This is a genomic window from Pseudomonas sp. RW407 (genome assembly GCF_003176655.1).
Classification (GTDB): Bacteria; Pseudomonadota; Gammaproteobacteria; order Pseudomonadales; family Pseudomonadaceae; genus Pseudomonas; species Pseudomonas delhiensis.
Window position 1 is genome coordinate 197,687 of the sequence record NZ_QGSL01000091.1, and the last position, 16,431, is coordinate 214,117.

Genomic DNA, 16,431 nt, shown 5'->3' on the forward strand with positions numbered 1-16,431 from the left:
AGAACCATCCGCATTGGTATGCGTGGTCGTTGTCGTGGTTGTTTGCGTTACCGAACAACTAGCGTAACCACTAGCACAGTTATACTTAGTGGCCACATCAGTCTTAGTCGAAGTAGAAGAACCATCAGAGTTAGGAGTCGTATCAATCTTTGTGCTTATATCTATACCATTAGCAGTCGGAGCCTTAACAATAGGAACCCACTGACCATTAACCTCCCCCCAACTAACAGCACCAGGATCACCATTAAATTGCCTAGAATCACAAACCTTACGTCCTTCAGCATCAGTCGTATAATTGCACTGCTTATCATCCTTAGTCTTAGGTTCGTCAGGCGGAGTACAGTCCGTACCGTCAGGACAAACACCTTCAGAACCCGTCTGAGGATTACCAACAGTTAAAGAGCCACCATTACCCGCAACTTCCCCCGTAAAACTAGCGGCAACCTTACACTTGGCAACCTGCTTTTCTACACAAATACCATCTTTACAAGAGGGCGCTGGCATCTTGCATTGAGCAACACTCAATACATCCACCTTACAACCAAACTTCTCAGGATTAGGCGGACTTTGCGGATTGCCATCGCTATCGAATGTAATCCAGAAATCCATAATCTTTGTACCTTGAGACGAGCCATACTTACAACGTGCGGCCTGATCGGCATTTGAAAACATCACACATTCACCCGCCGTATTAGTGATTTTCGGCATTTCATCGGCCTGCTTATTCGAATCGCAAACCTGCCCGGCATCAGGGGATGGAACATTACATAATCCTGTAGATACATCATATTCAGAACCTGCTGGACAGCCACTTCCATAACGCAGCATATAAGCATCAAAATACCAAGTGCCCTGATAAAGCCCCTCGCACTTATATTTTGATACAGTAACCATTGTAACCTTGAAATCTGAATACCCCTTGCCTTTATAATATCCCTGGCATGCAGCTAAAGGCGTCTGGTAAATCGTTATAGAAGTAGTCCCCCAATACCAGTAATAATCCTGCGCAAACGCAGGCGATACATTCGCCAATATCATTGCCACGAAGAAGGCAAAGGCCGCGAACTTAATTGAGTTAATTCCTTTCATACCAAACTCCAGGCAAAGAAAAGCCCGGCCCGCTTACGCGAAACCGGGCTTAGTTGGAGCGAACGCTACTTACGCGGCACTGCGCAGGTAGCGGTAGATACGGACCAGAATATAGATGCCCAGGCCAGCGGCGCACACGGTACCGACCGCTACCTCGCCAGCGGACAGCTTTCCAGTCACCGGAGTGACATCGATGGCGTCATCCGCGAAAGCACCCGCCGCCATTACCGCCGAAGCAGCAGCGACACCGATACGGGCCGGAAGAGACTTCAGGCCAGCTTTCAGAACTTCTTTTTTGCTCTGGTACATAACTTTTCACCTTTGCAGTTAGATTTAGAGCTTTATCGCATCACGCAGTCTTCTGAAAACAAAGATGATCGCGGCATAACTCAGCCCGTAATACATCCCGTACTCTATTAACTGCGGAAACGTCAGCCCCGTATAAGACGCAAACCCGTTAAACATTTGCGCCATCTCATCAGACGTGTAGGTATAGAGCGTCCCTGCGCAACTTAATGCGCCACTATTCGATACCCACGCCCCATCACATCCGATGAAATTCACAGGCCCACCCCATTGCAGACCGAGACGACCTCGGTAATCGTCCTGACCCAAGACGCATCAACAACCGGCGAGAGACTGGAGAGCGTCCACGCCACATGAGCCACAGCGATGCCATACCCGATAGGAATGGCGATCATCGGGTTATGCAGTCCATCACGAAGCTCACCCAGGAGGACGCGAGCCAGACGAAACCACCAAGGCCGTTTCATGACCTATCAGCCCTTCGCCGGCTCAGCAGGCTTTTGCTGCGGTGCCGAAGATGCTTGGCGCTGCGGCTGCTCCAGGGCAGCGATATGGACCACCTCATTCTTCACCGACTGCTTACCGCCCCGGTCGGTCTCAATAGTGAAGCGGACCACCTGGCCGAGCTTGAACTGCTGGCCGGATTCGAACACCTCGCGAGCCACCTCGGACTTGATGTTCATTTGCTGCACCGAAGCGATATGCTCGGACTTGCCGTCCGGTTCCTCGCCGATGAAGACCTTGCCGTAGCTCACGCCGTTAACTTCAATGTACTGGGTACCGAGAATCGGTGCTTCCATGGTCATACGTGCCATTTCGTCTTTCTCCATTGCAGTTGCGCTCTTTGCGCGTCAGTTGTTTGCCACTGGCGAATCGCCTGCCTTACCGGCTCCAGCTAGATGCCGCGGCCTTGCTTGAAACCTTGTTGCGTTACCCGTCCTTTCTGAAGATCAAGATCAAAAGCCCCCTCGGGCTCAGCTCTGGGCAGGGCCTCCATTGCCCAACCCGCCCCGCCGCCGTCGGTCCCTGTGGACGGTAGGCATGCCCAGCCGTCCGGCAAGGGTTCGCTACGCCCCTGCGGGCCCTTGCCTGCCGTCTGGCCCTGCCTCCCTATGTCCACACCGACGGCGACGTGACGGGCAGGGCAATTCGGAACAGTGATCAGGGCACCGGCTTTTTCGGGTTCACTACTGAGCGTCCTGGCTGGCCTGCTGGGGGGAAATCTCAGGGCACCCAGCCTCTACCCATGCCTTAAGGACAGCGCCGCCGAGGGACCAAACATCGGTCTCGCGCGCTACCGCTTCCTGCTGCATAGAGAGGTACGTACTGCTCGAGGCAACCACATAGAACCGGCGCTCTTTATCAGCGGGTTTATCTTTGCGTTGCGGGATCATCGAAAAAGTCCTCGGGGAAGGGTTCATGAATCGGCACGTGCGGCGTCACACGCCCACTGTCGTGAATCACATACCAATACTTTGGTGGCTTCGCGCTGGGCTCGTGCCGCTTGCAGAAGCGCCTTGGCGTCACCGTCCACAGCCCATCGCGGAAGAACGGGCGACCAGCCGGTTGACAGTCGGGGCAGGAAGGCGCGGGAAGTGGGGAAGACTTTGCGCACTCCCGTTTGGTCCAGCACACCGAGCAGTCGCAATCCACCGGATGCGGGCGATTCACATAGCGTCCCGGGCCGTACACGATCCACCTCCGAACCCCCACGAAAGGAGTAACCGCCGAGTTCCACCTGCTCGTTAACAACCGCCACAAGCAGCTGAAACCCACCCACGATAGCGACAAACGCCAAGCAGCCGAAAAGCAGCCACTCGTACCAAGCCAGTTCGCTCATGACCGCACCCCACGAATCCGCGAACGGCCCAGAACCCACTCAGGCGTGATATGCCAGGAACGCGGATCAACAGCCTCCGAGACAGGCGCATACTTGGTTATGTAGTCCTCTAACCAACGCACGCATTCAGCCTTAGTGGCAGCACGGAAAACCGGATACCAACGGTGCTGCTTAGTACGGCCATGCAGCGAGCAGAAATCGACCTGATAACGAAGGCTCACAGGGACACCTCCTCGAGCAGCTGCCTCTGAAGCAGCGCCACATTGACCATCACGTGGTTCCCAATCTTGTAGCGCGGCAGGTAGCCGTTCCTGATCCAGCCCCACACCACCTGCTCGTCATCACCCATGCCGATCCACTTGGCGAATTCCTTCCACGGGAGCAGAGGCGGCGCACCCCTCAAATCAGCTGCGGAAACCCTGATTCCTTCCAGTTCCATGACACCTACCTGCGCTATGATTCGGATATCTTTGGATAGCAATGGATAGCGTTAACTATTGCCCGGCAATATTTGCCGGTTTCGTATTGCCATTATAGGAATTCGTCAGATACTGACCAGCAATATTTGCCGGAATGTTAGACAAAAAACGAATATGAGAGAGCGGATAATCGCAATTCTGGAATATAAGAAACTGACGGCCAAAAAGCTCGAAGAGCTAAGCGGCATCGACAGAGAGAAGTGGTACGCCCTAAGAAAAGGCGGAAGACGCATAAACGAAGACGACATAAAAGTAATAGTCGAGCTAGCACCCGAATATGCGTTATGGCTAGTCAGCGGAAATATTGCACCAGAATGCGGACAAACAAGCCCCGAATACGACGAGGCCAATAAAAACTTGCCCAATCAAAACGCGGGATAGCGATTACTCAAGAAGTAGCTAGGCGCTGGTACGCCCGAGGGAATGGGAAAAATGAATAAAATTATATTAATAGTTATGCTCGCAGTAATAACAAAACCAGCAATAGCGCAAACAGAACAAGAAAAAAGAAAAGAACAAGCACTAAAAGAACTAACAAAACAATCTTATCAACCCATTAAGAAATGGACTTTAAGCGCAAAACTTTTCGCCCAAAGCAAAGACTACGAATCCAAAAATATTGGAGTTAACGAAATCCATGGATTTAACTCAATGAAAGATTGCCTGCAAGCAGGATTCAAAATATCCAAACAACTAAATGAAGCTCTAGCAAAAACAGAACAAGAGTGGAAAGAAGAAAGCCCCACAGAATGGTCATGCAACGAGCAGCTAGAATTCTCAGCCGAGTAGCTTTGCCCAAATCTTGCCACAGCACAGCCCTACGCTATCCAGCGCTTACCATGGCCACCGGCGCCAAAGCCCCGGAAATACCGATGCTATCCATCGCTCTCTCATTGAATCCAAGGGAATTTTCGGGTTGTGCGCCCGCTGCCGGCTTTGCGCCTGGCCCGGCGGGCAGCCATGCTGGTGGAAGCCGATACGGCCATCGGCGGCCTCGCAGCGGAACAGCGTGGCGGCAGGGCTGTCCATTGCCATGAGGGCGAGCAGCGGGAGCAGGCAGTGCAGGGGCGGCAGGCGCATTTCCGATCCTCCGTGACAGGGCTGCATGCAGCCTATCCTGCCCGGCCTTCGCGAAATTTCCGGGTGTCTCGACAGCTTTTTCCGGCGTCAGTGATAGCGAGTGAAGTCACCCTCAACTTTGTGCCGCAAGCGATTGTTCTAGCCGCTATTTTGTAACGCTGAACAGGCTGCGGAGTGTTATCATTTCCCCTATCTGCCCGACATGGGCGCGTGGGCACACCACCATGGACTTACCCAGTAGTTACCCAGAACCCCGATTGCCTCAACACGACCTGATGTTTTAAGCCCCCGTGCGCGCTCCGCCGCTGGGGGTGGAGCGTGCTATGACCGAAGTAGAAGCCAAGAAGCCGCAGGAAAGCCTGCAGGACCGCCTGAACCAGGTGGTCGAGCTGCTGAACAAGCACAAGCTGGTCGAAGACCTGGCGCACCGCCAGGAAGGCCAGCACCAGGACCTCGTCGAGAACCTGGTGCACCGGCAGAACCTCGCCGAGCTGCAGCGCAAGCTCGATGACCTGCACCCCGCCGACATCGCCCACATCCTCGAATCGCTGCCGCTGGGCGACCGCCTGACGGTCTGGCAGCTGGTCAAGGCCGAGCGCGACGGCGACATCCTCCTGGAAGTATCCGACGCCGTCCGCGAGACGCTGATCGCCGACATGGACGATCACGAGATCCTCGCCGCGGCCAAGGAAATGGACGCCGACGAACTCGCTGACCTCGCGCCGGAACTGCCGCGCGACGTGGTCCACGAGCTGATGGAAAGCCTCGATGCGCAGCAGCGCGAGCGCGTGCGCTCGGCGTTGTCCTACGAGGAAGACGAAGTCGGCGCGCTGATGGACTTCGAGATGGTCACCATCCGCGACGACGTCAGCCTGGAAGTGGTGCTGCGCTACCTGCGCCGCCTGAAGGAGCTGCCGGGGCATACCGACAAGCTCTTCGTGGTCGACTACGACGGCCTGCTCAAGGGCGTGCTGCCGATCAAGCGCCTGCTGGTCAACGACCCGGACAAGCAGGTGGCCGAGGTCATGGCCACCGACCCGGTGACCTTCCAGCCCGACGAGGACGGCTACGACGCCGCCCAGGCGTTCGAGCGCTACGACCTGATCTCCGCTCCGGTGGTGGACAAGAACGGCAAGCTGATCGGCCGCCTGACCATCGACGAGATGGTCGACCTCATCCGCGAGGAAAGCGAGACCGAAGTGCTGAACATGGCCGGTCTGCGCGAGGAGGAAGACATCTTCGCCTCGGTGTGGAAATCGGTGCGCAACCGCTGGACCTGGCTGGCCACCAACCTGATCACCGCCTTCGTCGCCTCGCGGGTGATCGGCCTGTTCGAAGGCTCCATCGAAAAACTGGTGGCGCTGGCCGCGCTGATGCCGATCGTCGCCGGCATCGGCGGCAACTCCGGCAACCAGACCATCACCATGATCGTCCGCGCCATGGCCCTGGACCAGATCCAGACCAGCAACGCCACGCGCCTGCTGCGCAAGGAACTGGGGGTGGCGCTGGTCAACGGCCTGGTCTGGGGCGGGGTGATCGGCGTCGTGGCCTTCTACCTCTACGGCAACTGGGAGCTGGGCCTGGTGATGACCGCGGCCATGACCCTCAACCTGCTGCTGGCGGCCTTCGCCGGGGTGATGATCCCCATGACCCTGCTGCGCCTGGGCCGCGACCCGGCCATGGGCTCCAGCGTGATGATCACCGCCATGACCGACAGCGGCGGCTTCTTCATCTTCCTCGGCCTTGCCACGCTGTTCCTGATGTAGGCCCGCCGTGGCCGTGAGAAACCGCCTTCGGGCGGTTTTTGCGTTTCAGGGGCGCAGGTTTCGCGGGCATGAAAAAGCCGGCGCGGGGCCGGCTTCTTCGGTACTGCTGGGCTCAGGCGTTGCTGGCCATTTCCGCATCGTGGGCGATCAGGGCGATCAGCGCATTCTGCTGGCGGTGGGTCAGCTGGCGGAAGCGCTGCAGCAGCTCGCGCTCGTGCAGGCTCAGCTCGGGGCTGTCCAGGCGGATGCCGAGGTTGTCCTGCAGGGCGCCCTCTTGCAGCAGGCTCTGCTCCAGGCGGGCGATGATTTCCGAGTTCATGCTGCGGTGGTGATTGCGGGCGACCTCGGCGATACGCTCGCGCATGCCTTCGGGCAGACGGACGACGAACTTGTCGGCGGTGCGACTGGAGTAGCTTGGGGTTGCCTGTTTCAATGGGCGCATACATTAAACCTGTAAGTCAGGGAAACGGTGCCAAGGGGTCTGTGTTCGAGTCCCTATGACAGCGAAATCCGTTGGCCGTTCAGCGCAAGGGCAGTAATCAGGTGGCCGACCAATTACTTGACGTCAATTCTGCGACGTATTCTGCGTTGCATGGAGGCTAAATGCCAGCACCAATCGTCCGAAATGCGAGTCGATCTGCATACTTTCTTTCGATTGGCACGTGGCCCATGGGACCTATTGCCTCAGATTAGCTCAAGTCCCTGGCCCCCGGCTGCCATTGCGCCATCATCCGACCATCAGCACGGGCAATGGTTCACGGGGGCGCGGATGATGGCACAGCTTCGCCCGTCGCGCAGGGCCGGGGCGGCAACTTTCGTCCTTCCGCGCCGCCGCCGCGCGGGTATCATACGCAGCGTCCACGCCCCGGGTGGCGCGGTGCAGAGACGAGCATGAGCGGCAAGTTGATCTATCTGATGGGCCCCTCGGGCTCGGGCAAGGACAGCCTGCTCCAGGCCGCGGCGGCGCCGCTGGCCGGGCGGGGCGGGCACGTGGTGCGGCGGGTGATCACCCGTTCCGCCGAGGCCCGCGGCGAGGACGCCGAAGCGGTGACCCCCGAAGTCTTCGAGCGCCTGGAGCGCAATGGCGCCTTCGCCATGAGCTGGCGGGCCAACGGCCTGTGCTATGGGATCCCGCGGCAGATCGACGACTGGCTGGCCCGCGGCCACGTGGTGCTGGTCAACGGTTCGCGCGGGCATCTGGAGCAGGCGCGGCGTCGCTACCCCGGCCTGCTCGCGGTGCTGCTGCAGGTCGCCCCCGAGGTGCTGCGCCAGCGCCTGGTCGCCCGCGGGCGGGAAACGCCGGCGCAGATCGAGGCGCGCCTGGCGCGCAATGCCGCCTTCGCCGAGGGCCTGGCGCCGCCGCTGCGGGTGCTGGACAACTCCAGCAGCCTGGACACCTGCGTGCGTGGCCTGCTGGCGCTGGTGGACGAAGCCGCGGTCAGTGCAGCGGCAACGCCAGGCTGACGCCGTGGGCGGCGAAGCCCATGGCGGCGTAGAAGCGGTGCGCGGCTTCGCGATCCAGGTGGCTGGACAGCGCCAGCTTGTAGCAACCCCACTCGCGGGCCCGCTGCGCGGCCCTGCCGATCAGCGCCTGGCCGATGCCCTGGCCGCGGGCGCGGCTGTCCACCACCATGTCTTCCAGGACCGCGGAGCGGGCGAAGCCGTGGGCGAGGTGCTCGATCAGGTTGAGGGTGCAGGTGCCCAGCAGGCGCCCCTCGCGTTCGGCGACCAGGACCACGCGCCTGGGCTCCGGCGTTTCCAGGCGCAGGGCGAGCAGGGCGACGTCCGGCGCCGGCTCGTCCGCGTCGAGCTGCTGCAGCAGCGGCGCCAGGGCGGCGGCATCGGCGGCGCTGGCGACGCGCACCTCGAAGGTGGCGAAGGGCGAATCGGGGATCAGGGTGTGGACATTGTGCTGCTCGCTCATGCGGGCCTCCGCTGCTGGTGTGAAATCCACGCCGTGGCATGACAAATGCCTCGACGCTGGTTAACATGCCCACCCGGTCCCGGCGGCAGCCGCGGACCCAGGCGTGTCCCCATAGTTCAAGGGATAGAATAAGCCCCTCCTAAGGGCTAGATACTGGTTCGAATCCAGTTGGGGACGCCACCCCTTCCCGGAGCAGCCCGAGCGATGCTGAGCGCCGAACTCAAGGCCTTCTACATGGTGGCGCGCCTGGGCAGCATCACCCAGGCGGCGAAGAAGCTCGGCCTCAGCCAGCCGACGGTGACCACGCAGATCCGCAGCCTGGAAGGCCAGTACGCCGTAGAGCTGTTCTACCGCGGCGGCCGCCGCCTGACCCTCACCGACGAAGGCGCGCGCCTGCTGCCCATGGTCCAGGCGCTGCTGCAGCAGGAAGCGGACATCGAGTTCTTCCTGCGCAACTGCGGGCAGATGCAGGGCAGCCTGCGCATCGGCGCCACCTCTCCCTACTACGTGCTTGGGCTGATCAAGGCCTTCCGCGAGCGCTACCCGCAGATCGAGGTGTCGGTGGAGATCGGCAACTCGCAGCAGGTGCTGGAGGCCCTCTACGAATGCCGGGTGGACCTGGCGGCCTCGTCGCAGCCGGTGGAGGACGCGCGGCTGATCCACCTGGTGCTCGGCCGCGACCCGCTGGTGCTGGCTGTGCACCGCAGCCATCCGCTGGCGGCGCAGCGCGCGGTGGCCCTGGGCGAGCTGCGCAACCACTGCCTGCTGATGCGCGAGGCCGGCTCGACCACCCGCGAGCTGACCGAGAAGCTGTTGCGCGAAGCCGGCGTGGCGCCGGCCTCTATGCTGGAGATCGGCAGCCGCGAGTCGATCCGCGAGGCGGTGATCCGCAACCTCGGGGTGAGCATCATCGCCCGCCAGGAAGTACCCGATAACCCCGAGCTGCGCGTGCTGGAGCTGCAGGGCGCACCGCTGATCGACGAGTACCTGTTCTGCCTGAAGGAACGCCGCCAGGCGCGCCTGACCAGTGCTTTCCTGGCCCTGGCGCGGGAGTTCGCCGAAGGGTTGGCGCCCATCTCGTAGGGCTCCGCCCGCGATGCCATGCGCGCCGGCCTTGCCGGCGCAATCGCGGATGAATCCGCTCCTACGACCATGCTTCCTGGAACCGTAGGAGCGGGCCCTGCCCGCGAATCGCGCGCAGGGCGCGCTCCTACAGGGGAATGGCGTGGGTGGGGCAGCGTAGGAGCGGACTCCGTCCGCGATTGGCTTTCAGGATGACGCCGGACTTCCCGGCAGCTCCGGACGGCTCCCTCTCCCGCTTGCGGGAGAGGGCTGGGGAGAGGGAGCGGAACCACGCCCGGCACCGATGTGCCGGCCAATGGCGGATAACCGCGAACGGTTATTCGCCCTACGAAAAGCCCCTCGGCATCGCAAATCTGCCTATACCGCTATCGGCACAGTTACGCCCACCGCAACAGAGCCTTCGCATTCCTTCCCTAGCATGGCCCTCCATCGAGCCCCGCGGTCTTTCGCCGCGGGCCAGCTGCAAGAGGTTCCGCCATGCACGATTCCCTTCCCACCGGCACGCCACTGCAGGTGCGCGACATGCACAAGCGCTTCGGCCAGTTCGCCGCCCTCGATGGCGTGTCGCTGGACGTCAAGGGCGGCGAGCTGGTCTGCCTGCTCGGTCCGTCCGGCTGCGGCAAGACCACGCTGCTGCGCTGCATCGCCGGCCTGGAGCGCCAGGACGGCGGCGCCATCCACATCGGCGCGCGCGACGTCTCGCGCCTGCCGCCCCAGGCCCGCGACTACGGCATCCTGTTCCAGTCCTACGCGCTGTTCCCCAACCTCAGCGTCGAGCAGAATGTCGCCTACGGCCTGACCGGCGCCAGCCGCGAGGAAGCGCGCCGGCGCGTGGCCGAGATGCTCGAACTGGTGGGCCTGGCCGGCAGCGAGAAGAAGTACCCCGGCCAGCTCTCCGGCGGCCAGCAGCAGCGCGTGGCCATGGCCCGCGCGCTGGCCCCGGCGCCGTCGCTGCTGCTGCTCGACGAGCCCATGTCGGCGCTGGACGCCCGGGTGCGTGAGCACCTGTGCGGCGAGCTGCGCCAGCTGCAGAAGAACCTGGGCATCACCACCCTGATGGTCACCCACAACCAGGACGAGGCCATGCTGATGGCCGACCGCATCGCGGTGATGAACCACGGCAAGGTCGAGCAGTACGGCAGCGCCCAGGAGATCTACAGCGCCCCGGCCACGCCCTTCGTCGCCGAGTTCGTCGGCCAGGGCAACTGGTTGCCCTTCGAACGTGGCGCCGATGGTTTGGCGCGGGTCGGCGGGCTGAGCCTGCGCCTGCACGGCGAGCGTGCCAATGCCACGCGCGGGCGGCTGTTCTGCCGCCCGGAGGCGATCGGCATCAACCCGATGGTGCACCAGGAGAACCTGTTCCGCGCCCAGGTCCGTGAGATCACCTTCCTCGGCAACCGCTGCCGCATGAGCTTCGAGCTGCACGAGCTGCCCGGCCACGCGCTGCTGGCCGAGCTGGCCCCGGAGCAGATGCCGCGCCTGGGCAGCGCCGACATCTGGGTGTCGTTGCCGCCGCAGAGCCTGCAGGTGTTCGCCTGAGATGAGCGCGGTGATGAAACTCGACCAGACCCTGGCCGCCGGCCGAGCCCGCGGCGACCTCGGCGACCGCCTGTTCATCCTCGGCGGCAAGCTGCTGCTGCTCGCCCTGCTGGCCCTGGCCGTGCTGCTGCCGCTGCTGGCCATCTTCTGGCGCGGCTTCAGCGGCGAGGCGGGGCAGGGCGGGGGCCTGGCGGCCATGGCCGAGCTGCTGGCCAGCGCCAACTTCCACTGGCTGCTGGGCAACAGCCTCAAGGTCTCGCTGAGCGTGGCGGCTATCGTGGTGCCGCTGGCCTACGGCTTCGCCTATGCGCTGCAACGCACCCTGATCCCGGGCAAGGGCCTGTGGCGCGGCATTTCCCTGCTGCCGCTGCTGGCGCCGTCGATGCTGCCGGGCATCGCGCTGATCTACCTGTTCGGCAACCAGGGCCTGCTGCGCGCCTGGGTGCCGGACAACATCTACGGCTACTGGGGCATCGTCCTCGGCGAGGCCATCTACACCTTCCCGCATGCCCTGATGATCCTGCTCTCGGCGCTGTCGCTGGCCGACGCGCGGCTGTTCGACGCCGCCTCCAGCATGGGCGCCAGCCCCTGGAAGGCGTTCCGCAGCATCACCTGGCCGGCCTCGCGGCAGGGCGTGTTCGCCGCCTTCTGCCTGGTGTTCACCCTGACCATCACCGACTTCGGCGTGCCCGTGGTGGTCGGTGGCGACTACCAGGTGCTGGCGCTGGAAGCCTACAAGGCGGTGGTCGGCCAGCAACAGTTCGGCCGCGGCGCGCAGATCGGCATGCTCCTGCTGCTGCCGGCGCTGCTCAGCTTCGCGGTGGACGCCTGGCTGCGCCGTCGCCAGGGCGACTCGATGAGCGGCCGCGCCCAGGTGTTCCAGCCCAAGCCCTCGCGCGGCCGCGATGGCGCCTACCTGGCGCTGGTGCTGCTGGTCAGCGCGGTGATCCTCGGCGTGCTGGGCATGGCCGTGTACTCCTCGCTGGTGAAGTTCTGGCCGTACAACCTGTCGCTTTCGCTGCGCCACTACGCCTTCGAGGAGACCGCCGGCGGCGGCTGGCTGGCCTACCGCAACAGCCTGACCCTGGCCGCCTGCACCGCGCTGTTCGGCGGCCTGCTGATCTTCAGCGGCGCCTACCTGATCGAGAAGACCCGCGAGCAGGCCTGGCTGAACCAGCTGCTGCGCATGCTCTGCTTCGTACCCATGGCGGTGCCGGGCCTGGTCCTGGGCCTGGGCTACGTGTTCTTCTTCAACCTGCCGGGCAACCCGCTGCACGTGTTCTACGGCAGCCTGACCCTGCTGGTGGTGTGCACCATCGCCCACTACCTGACCACCGCGCAGATGACCGCCGCCACCGCGCTGCGCCAGCTCGACGGCGAGTTCGAGGCCGCCGCGCTGTCGCTGAAGATGCCGCTGTGGCGCCACTACCTGAAGGTGACCCTGCCGATCTGCCTGCCGGCGCTGCTGGACATCGTCCGCTACCTGTTCGTCTCGGCGATGACCACCGTCTCGGCGGCAATCTTCCTCTACAGCCCGGACAGCATCCTCGCCGCCGTGGCGGTGCTGAACATGGACGACGCCGGCAACGTCGGCGGCGCCGCCGCCATGTCCACGCTGATCCTGCTCACCTCTGCCGCCGCCTCGATCCTGCTGGCCCTGGCCTCGCGCGGCCTGCTGCGCCGGTCCCAGGCCTGGCGCCGGGGCGGGCACTGATTTCCCCGTTGTTGCACCGATCGTCCTCCCCCGCGAACGCCGTCATCCCCGCGAACGCGGGGACCCAATAAACAAAAGGAGCACACCATGTTCAAACGCCTCGCCCTCGCCACCGTTCTCGCCGGCATCAGCCTGCAGGCCCTGGCCGCCACCGAACTGACCGTCTACACCGCGCTGGAGCCGGAACAGCTGAAGGCCTACAAGGAAGCCTTCGAGAAGCAGAACCCGGACATCGAGATCAAGTGGGTGCGCGACTCCACCGGTATCGTCACCGCCAAGCTGCTGGCCGAGAAGGACCGCCCGCAGGCCGACGTAGTCTGGGGCCTGGCCGCCTCCAGCCTGGCCATCCTCGACCAGCAGGGCATGCTCGAGCAGTACGCGCCCAAGGACCTGGCGGCGATCGGCAAGAACTACCGCGACCCGGCCAACCCGCCGGCCTGGGTGGGCATGGACGTGTGGGCCGCGACCATCTGCTTCAACAGCGTGGAGGCCGAGAAGCAGGGCCTGTCGAAGCCCATCAGCTGGCAGGACCTGACCAAGCCCGAGTACAAGGGCAAGATCGTCATGCCCAACCCGGCGTCCTCCGGCACCGGTTTCCTCGACGTTTCCGCCTGGCTGCAGACCTTTGGCGAGAAGCAGGGCTGGGCCTACATGGACCAACTGCACGAGAACATCGGCCAGTACGTCCACTCCGGTTCCAAGCCGTGCAAGCTGGCCGCCGCCGGCGAGTTCCCGATCGGCATCTCCTTCGAGTACCCGGCCGTGCAGCTCAAGCGCCAGGGTGCGCCGCTGGACATCGTCCTGCCCAAGGAAGGCCTGGGCTGGGAGATCGAGGCCACCGGCATCGTCAAGGGCACCCAGCACCTGGACGCGGCGAAGAAGCTCGCCGACTTCTCCGCCAGCCCCGCCGCCATGGAGCTGTACAAGGAAAACTTCGCCGTGCTGGCCCAGCCGGGCATCGCCAAGCCGCAGACTGAGCTGCCGGCGGACTACGAGCAGCGCCTGATCAAGAACGACTTCGCCTGGGCCTCGAAGAACCGCGACGCCATCCTGGCCGAATGGCGCAAGCGCTATGACGGCAAGTCGGAGAAGGTGGCGCAGCAGTAAGCGCGAGGCGGAGGAGAGCACCCTCTCCCTAGCCCTCTCCCTTCAGGGAGAGGGGACCCTCCTCTGCACAGGTGTTGCCACAGAGTTCTTCCTGGGATTCCAGGCGGGCTCCGATGCCGACCCACGCGCCGAACAGCCCCCTCTCCCTTCAGGGAGAGGGTTGGGGAGAGGGGCTCTTCGATCCCAGGAACACACCCATGCACAACCACCAAACCGACATCGCCATCATCGGCGCCGGCATCCTCGGCCTGTCCCACGCCTACGCCGCCGCCCGCCGCGGCCTGCGCGTGCGCGTGTTCGAACGCAGCGCCACGCCGCTCGGCGCCTCCATCCGCAACTTCGGCCAGGCCCTGGTCGGCGGCCAGCCGCCGGGCGTCATGCTCGAGCTGGCCCGCGCCAGCCGCCCGCTGTGGGCGGAGTGGGCCGCGCGCGCCGGCTTCGCCATCCGCCGCAACGGCTCGCTGCTGTTCGCCCGCACCGAGGCCGAGGAGGCGCTGCTGGACGCTTTCTGCGCCGGCCGCGCCAAGGAACACGGCTACCGCGCCGAACTGCTCCGCGGCGCAGCCCTGGAAGCGCTCTACGACGGCGCCTTCAGCCATCACCGCGCGGCCCTGCACAGCCTCGATGACCAGCAACTGTACTCCCGCGAGGCGCTGCCGACGTTGATCGACTGGCTGCGCCGCGAGCTGAAGGTGGAGTTCCATTTCTCCACCCTGGTCCGCGACATCGAGCCTGGCCTGCTGCGCACCACCGCCGGCGAATTCCGCGCCGGGCAGATCCTGGTCTGCTCCGGGCACGACTACCAGACCCTCCTGGCCGACCAGTTGGCCGCGCTGAAGCCGCAGGTCTGCCGCCTGCAGATGCTGCGCGCCCGCCCCGAGCGCGACCTGGGCCTGGGCCACGCGCTGCTCACCGGGTTGAGCTGCGTGCACTACGGCGCCTTCGCCGACCTGCCGGAGGCCGAGGCCATCCATCGGCAGATCCGCCGCGAGGCGCCGGCGCTGGAGACCCACGGCATCCACCTGTTGATCAGCCCGACGCCCCATGGCGAGCTGATCATCGGCGATTCCCACGACTACGGCAGCGATGCCGCGCCCTTCAACGCCGAAGCGGTGGACCGCCTGCTGCTCGACCTGGCCGAGGACACCCTGGGCATGCGCGTCGAGGTGGTCGAGCGCTGGCAGGGCGTGTACGGCGCACGCGGCCCGGCGCCGTTCTCGGTGCTGCAGGTGGACGCGGGAATCAGCGCGGTACTGATGCACACCGGCGTGGGCATGAGCGTGGGGCCGGCGCTGGGCGAGCGGACCATCGCCGGGCTGTTCGGCTGAGGCGCCCGTCATCGTCCTGTAACCGGACCGTCACGCCGGCCTGCTAAGCAGGAAGGTCGCCGGCCCGGCCCAGGGCGATGCCACTTTCAGCGAGCGCGCATGAACCAACGTTTCACCCAGGACCCCTGGGATTCCGACCTGTTCGGGCTGCTCTACGGCTTCCGCTTCCACCCCGGGCAGCGCGGCCAGGAACTGGATTCCAGCGCCGCCCTGCGCTGGCTGGAGGCGCCGGGTGAGGGCGAGGACTTCGTCTGGCTGCACCTGAACCTGGCCCACGCCGCCTGCGAGCGCTGGATGAAGGGCCACCTGGAGCTGCCCGAGACCTTCTTCGAGACCCTGCGCGAAGGCTCGCGCTCCACGCGCATCGAGCACGTCGACGCGGCCCTGCTGGCGGTGGTCAACGACGTGGTGTTCAACTTCGGCAGCGTGTCCTCGGACGTGGCCACCCTGTGGGTCTGCGCGCGCCGGCGCCTGCTGGTCACCGCGCGCATGCAGCCGTTGCGCTCGGTGGACCGCCTGCGTTCCTCGGTCAAGCACGGCGAGTGCTTCCGCTCGCCGCTGGAGCTGCTGGTGCACCTGCTGCGCGACCAGGGCGACATTCTTACCCAGATCGTCCGCGAGACCACCGTGGGCGTGGACCGCATCGAGGACCGCCTGCTGTCGCAGAACCTCTCCGACAACCGCGCCGACCTGGGCGCCATGCGCCGCGTGCTGGTGCGCCTGCAGCGCCTGCTGGCGCTGGAGCCGGGCTCGCTGCTGCGGCTGCTCAACCGCCCGCCGGAATGGCTGCAGGAGGCCGACGTGCGCGACCTGCGCGAGGCCACCGAGGAATTCTCCCTGGTGATCAGCGACCTCACTTCCCTGGGCGAGCGCATCAAGTTGCTGCAGGAGGAGATAGCCGCGCAGCTCAACGAGCAGAGCAACCGCACCCTGTTCACCCTGACGGTGGTCACGGTGCTGGCGCTGCCGATCAACATAGTCGCCGGGTTCTTCGGCATGAACGTCGGCGGCATCCCCCTGGCGGAGAACCCCCACGGCTTCTGGCTGCTGGTGATGCTGGTGGCCAGCTTCACCCTGCTGGCCTGGCGCTGGGCCTTCCGCAAGCGCAACGACGGTTGAGCTGTCACGCGGCTGACACCGGCGCGACATAGGCTGGCGCGACACGCATCCCGCCAG

Annotated in this window: 18 protein-coding genes and 1 tRNA gene; 12 read left to right on the plus strand and 7 right to left on the minus strand. The window is 63.9% G+C overall.

The window, feature by feature from the left end; genetic code table 11:
• The 5 genes from DK254_RS34525 to DK254_RS13225 all read right to left on the minus strand — a co-directional run.
• Positions 1-1,089 (minus strand): hypothetical protein (locus DK254_RS34525; protein WP_218281421.1); only part of this gene is annotated, 1,089 nt, incomplete at its 3' end.
• Between the two features lie 69 nt (positions 1,090-1,158).
• The gene (locus DK254_RS13210) at positions 1,159-1,398 is read right to left on the minus strand and encodes a major capsid protein (protein WP_109934131.1); all 240 of its coding nucleotides are present in this window, start codon (positions 1,396-1,398) and stop codon (positions 1,159-1,161) included.
• A gap of 470 nt (positions 1,399-1,868) precedes the next feature.
• Positions 1,869-2,225 (minus strand): hypothetical protein, encoded by a 357-nt coding sequence (locus tag DK254_RS13215; RefSeq protein ID WP_109934132.1) that lies wholly within the window; start codon positions 2,223-2,225, stop codon positions 1,869-1,871.
• Positions 2,226-2,766: 541 nt separating this feature from the next.
• Positions 2,767-3,171: a DUF5447 family protein gene (locus tag DK254_RS13220; RefSeq protein WP_371921135.1), complete on the minus strand. Its 405-nt coding sequence runs from the start codon at positions 3,169-3,171 to the stop codon at positions 2,767-2,769.
• 281 nt (positions 3,172-3,452) lie between these two features.
• Positions 3,453-3,674 (minus strand): hypothetical protein, encoded by a 222-nt coding sequence (locus DK254_RS13225; protein ID WP_109934133.1) that lies wholly within the window; start codon positions 3,672-3,674, stop codon positions 3,453-3,455.
• A 154-nt stretch (positions 3,675-3,828) separates the two neighbouring features.
• Here DK254_RS13225 and DK254_RS34530 point away from each other — a divergent pair, with 154 nt between their 5' ends.
• The 4 genes from DK254_RS34530 to mgtE all read left to right on the plus strand — a co-directional run bounded on the left by DK254_RS34530 (position 3,829) and on the right by mgtE (position 6,560).
• Positions 3,829-4,095, plus strand: a complete 267-nt coding sequence (locus DK254_RS34530; protein WP_109934134.1) for a DNA-binding protein — start codon at positions 3,829-3,831, stop codon at positions 4,093-4,095.
• A gap of 51 nt (positions 4,096-4,146) precedes the next feature.
• Positions 4,147-4,503 carry a hypothetical protein gene (locus DK254_RS33805; RefSeq protein WP_146219596.1) on the plus strand — a complete coding sequence of 119 codons (357 nt, stop codon included), beginning with the start codon at positions 4,147-4,149 and terminating at the stop codon, positions 4,501-4,503.
• Between the two features lie 171 nt (positions 4,504-4,674).
• Positions 4,675-4,950 (plus strand): hypothetical protein, encoded by a 276-nt coding sequence (locus DK254_RS33810; protein ID WP_146219597.1) that lies wholly within the window; start codon positions 4,675-4,677, stop codon positions 4,948-4,950.
• 167 nt (positions 4,951-5,117) lie between these two features.
• Positions 5,118-6,560 carry a magnesium transporter gene (gene mgtE, locus DK254_RS13240; protein ID WP_109934136.1) on the plus strand — a complete coding sequence of 481 codons (1,443 nt, stop codon included), beginning with the start codon at positions 5,118-5,120 and terminating at the stop codon, positions 6,558-6,560.
• Positions 6,561-6,672: 112 nt separating this feature from the next.
• Here the strand turns inward: mgtE and amrZ are convergent, their stop codons facing one another.
• Positions 6,673-7,002 (minus strand): transcriptional regulator AmrZ, encoded by a 330-nt coding sequence (gene amrZ / locus DK254_RS13245; protein WP_009620783.1) that lies wholly within the window; start codon positions 7,000-7,002, stop codon positions 6,673-6,675.
• 449 nt (positions 7,003-7,451) lie between these two features.
• Here amrZ and phnN point away from each other — a divergent pair, with 449 nt between their 5' ends.
• A complete protein-coding gene (gene phnN, locus DK254_RS13250) occupies positions 7,452-8,024 on the plus strand; it encodes a phosphonate metabolism protein/1,5-bisphosphokinase (PRPP-forming) PhnN (RefSeq protein ID WP_109934137.1) in 573 nt (190 codons plus the stop codon).
• On the opposite strand, the gene DK254_RS13255 is transcribed toward phnN, so the two are convergent.
• Positions 7,999-8,484: a GNAT family N-acetyltransferase gene (locus DK254_RS13255; RefSeq protein WP_109934138.1), complete on the minus strand. Its 486-nt coding sequence runs from the start codon at positions 8,482-8,484 to the stop codon at positions 7,999-8,001. The genes phnN and DK254_RS13255 overlap by 26 nt on opposite strands.
• Positions 8,485-8,589: 105 nt before the next feature.
• Between DK254_RS13255 and DK254_RS13260 the strand changes: the two genes are divergently transcribed.
• From DK254_RS13260 to DK254_RS13290, 7 genes are all read left to right on the plus strand, one after another.
• Positions 8,590-8,664: transfer RNA gene (locus tag DK254_RS13260), tRNA-Arg, on the plus strand.
• A gap of 24 nt (positions 8,665-8,688) precedes the next feature.
• Positions 8,689-9,567 (plus strand): LysR substrate-binding domain-containing protein, encoded by an 879-nt coding sequence (locus DK254_RS13265; protein WP_109934139.1) that lies wholly within the window; start codon positions 8,689-8,691, stop codon positions 9,565-9,567.
• 477 nt (positions 9,568-10,044) lie between these two features.
• Positions 10,045-11,106 (plus strand): putative 2-aminoethylphosphonate ABC transporter ATP-binding protein, encoded by a 1,062-nt coding sequence (locus DK254_RS13270; protein ID WP_109934140.1) that lies wholly within the window; start codon positions 10,045-10,047, stop codon positions 11,104-11,106.
• Between the two features lies 1 nt (position 11,107).
• The gene (locus DK254_RS13275) at positions 11,108-12,820 is read left to right on the plus strand and encodes a putative 2-aminoethylphosphonate ABC transporter permease subunit (RefSeq protein WP_109934141.1); all 1,713 of its coding nucleotides are present in this window, start codon (positions 11,108-11,110) and stop codon (positions 12,818-12,820) included.
• Positions 12,821-12,907: 87 nt separating this feature from the next.
• A complete protein-coding gene (locus DK254_RS13280; protein ID WP_109934142.1) occupies positions 12,908-13,927 on the plus strand; it encodes a putative 2-aminoethylphosphonate ABC transporter substrate-binding protein in 1,020 nt (339 codons plus the stop codon).
• 197 nt (positions 13,928-14,124) lie between these two features.
• Positions 14,125-15,255 (plus strand): TIGR03364 family FAD-dependent oxidoreductase, encoded by a 1,131-nt coding sequence (locus DK254_RS13285; protein ID WP_109934143.1) that lies wholly within the window; start codon positions 14,125-14,127, stop codon positions 15,253-15,255.
• 99 nt (positions 15,256-15,354) lie between these two features.
• Positions 15,355-16,374, plus strand: a complete 1,020-nt coding sequence (locus DK254_RS13290; protein ID WP_109934144.1) for a transporter — start codon at positions 15,355-15,357, stop codon at positions 16,372-16,374.
• The last annotated feature ends 57 nt before the right edge of the window (positions 16,375-16,431 follow it).